This window comes from Agromyces binzhouensis (assembly GCF_004135055.1).
In the GTDB taxonomy this organism is placed as follows: domain Bacteria; phylum Actinomycetota; class Actinomycetes; order Actinomycetales; family Microbacteriaceae; genus Agromyces; species Agromyces binzhouensis.
This window is the reverse complement of sequence record NZ_SDPL01000480.1, coordinates 1-2,112: the sequence shown is the minus strand read 5'-3', so window position 1 is coordinate 2,112 and position 2,112 is coordinate 1. Positions and strand designations below refer to the sequence as shown.

Genomic DNA, 2,112 nt, shown 5'->3' with positions numbered 1-2,112 from the left:
CGCTGTGGCTGGCCGGCCTGGAGTGGCCGGGGGAGCGGGGCCTGTCCGGCCACAGCGACGGCGACGCGGTCGCGCACGCGATCTGCGACGCGCTGCTCGCCGCCGCCGGCCTCGGGGACATCGGCGGCATGTTCGGCACCGCCGACCCCCGGTTCTCGGGCGCGCACGGCGAGGTGTTCCTCGCCGAGACGGTCCGTCGTCTCGCCGCCGCCGGATGGCGCGTGGGCAACGTCTCCGTGCAGGTCGTCGGCAACCGGCCGAAGCTCGCGCCCCGCCGTGCGGAGGCGGAGGCCCTGCTGACGGGCATCGTCGGTGCGCCGGTGAGCGTCGCCGCGACCACGACCGACGGGCTCGGCTTCACGGGACGCGGTGAGGGCGTCACCGCCATCGCGACCGCGCTCATCGTCCCGGCCTCCGGACGCGCCTGACCGGTCGAGCGCCACGTGCGCCGGTACGCTTGACCCGTGACCGTACGACTCCACGATTCGAAGGCCCAGGCCCTGCGTGACTTCGTGCCCCTCGAGGAGGGGCACGTCGGCATGTACGTCTGCGGACCGACCGTGCAGTCGAGCCCCCACATCGGGCACCTCCGGAGCGCGCTCGTCTACGACATCATGCGTCGCTGGTTCGTGGCGAGCGGGTACGCGGTCACCTTCGTCCGCAACGTGACCGACATCGACGACAAGATCCTGAACGCCGCCGCCGAGGAGGGCATCGGCGAGCAGTGGTGGTCGCTCGCGTACCGGGTCGAGCTCGAGTTCACCGCCGCCTACAACGCGCTCGGCATCCTGCCGCCGACCTACGAGCCGCGCGCGACCGCGAGCGTCACGCAGATGCAGCGCATCATCCAGCGGCTCATCGATCGCGGGCACGCCTACCCGGCGCCCGACGGCTCCGGCGACGTCTACTTCGACACCGGCAGCTGGCCCGCGTACGGCGAGCTGACCCGGCAGGCGCGCGAGAACATGGAGGCCGCGGCCGACTCCGACCCGCGCGGCAAACGCGACCCGCGCGACTTCGCGCTGTGGAAGGGGCACAAGGCGACCGAGCCGCGCTCGGCCGGATGGGAGTCGCCGTGGGGCCCCGGCCGTCCCGGTTGGCACATCGAGTGCTCGGCGATGGCCGCGCGCTACCTCGGCGCGGAGTTCGACATCCACGGGGGCGGCCTCGACCTGCGCTTCCCGCACCACGAGAACGAGCTCGCCCAGTCCGCCGCGGCCGGCGACGGCTTCGCGCACTACTGGGTGCACAACGGCCTCGTGAACATCGGCGGGCAGAAGATGTCGAAGTCGCTCGGCAACTCGGTGTACGCGCACGAACTCACCGCGCTCGCCTCGCCGCTCGCGGTCCGGTACCTGCTCGGCCAGGCGCACTACCGATCCACGCTCGACTACTCGCCCGATTCGCTCGCCGACGCCGAGGCGGCGGTCGACCGCATCCGGACCTTCCTCACCCGCGTCGAGCGGCGCCTCGCCGGCACCCGGTACGCCGAAGCGGGTTCGGACGCCACGTGGCCGGACGCGTTCGCCGAGGCGATGGACGACGACCTGGGCGTGCCGCAGGCGCTCGGCGTGCTGCACGAGACCGTGCGCGCCGGCAACCAGGCGCTCGACGGCGAGGATCTGGGGAGCGCGGCCGACCTGCGCGGCCAGGTGCTGGCGATGGTCCGGGTGCTCGGCATCGACCCGACCGACCCCATGTGGGCGACGGATGCCGGCCCCGCGGCGACCGCGCTCGACACCCTCGTCGCCCGACTCCTCGAGGATCGCCGCGCCGCGCGCGCCTCGAAGGACTGGGCCGCAGCCGATCGCATCCGCGCCGAGCTCGCCGATGCCGGCATCACCATCGAAGACAGCCAGACCGGAACGCATTGGAGCCTCACGTCATGAAGGGCAGCAGCGGAAAGCCTCGCGCGGGAGCCGTGCGCAAGAAGGGCAAGGGCCAGAAGGTCGGGACCGGCGGCCACAGCCGCAAGGCCCTCGAGGGCAAGGGCCCGACGCCGAAGGCCGAGGATCGTCCGTACCACCAGGCGCACAAGCGCAAGGCGGCCGCCGAGCGCGCCGCAGCGAAGTCCGGCGGGCGCAGCGGGCAGCGGTCCGGCGCCCCGCGCGG

At 73.4% G+C, this 2,112-nt stretch carries 2 protein-coding genes and 1 pseudogene; all 3 read left to right on the top strand.

The window, feature by feature from the left end:
- Positions 1–428: 2-C-methyl-D-erythritol 2,4-cyclodiphosphate synthase (gene ispF, locus ESO86_RS15895; protein WP_207207184.1), on the top strand; the 428-nt coding region annotated here is incomplete at its 5' end.
- 36 nt (positions 429–464) lie between these two features.
- The gene (cysS, locus tag ESO86_RS15890; RefSeq protein ID WP_129235828.1) at positions 465–1,889 is read left to right on the top strand and encodes a cysteine--tRNA ligase; all 1,425 of its coding nucleotides are present in this window, start codon (positions 465–467) and stop codon (positions 1,887–1,889) included.
- Positions 1,886–2,112: pseudogene (locus ESO86_RS15885) on the top strand (23S rRNA (guanosine(2251)-2'-O)-methyltransferase RlmB); the annotation flags it as partial. The gene cysS and the pseudogene ESO86_RS15885, both read left to right, overlap by 4 nt.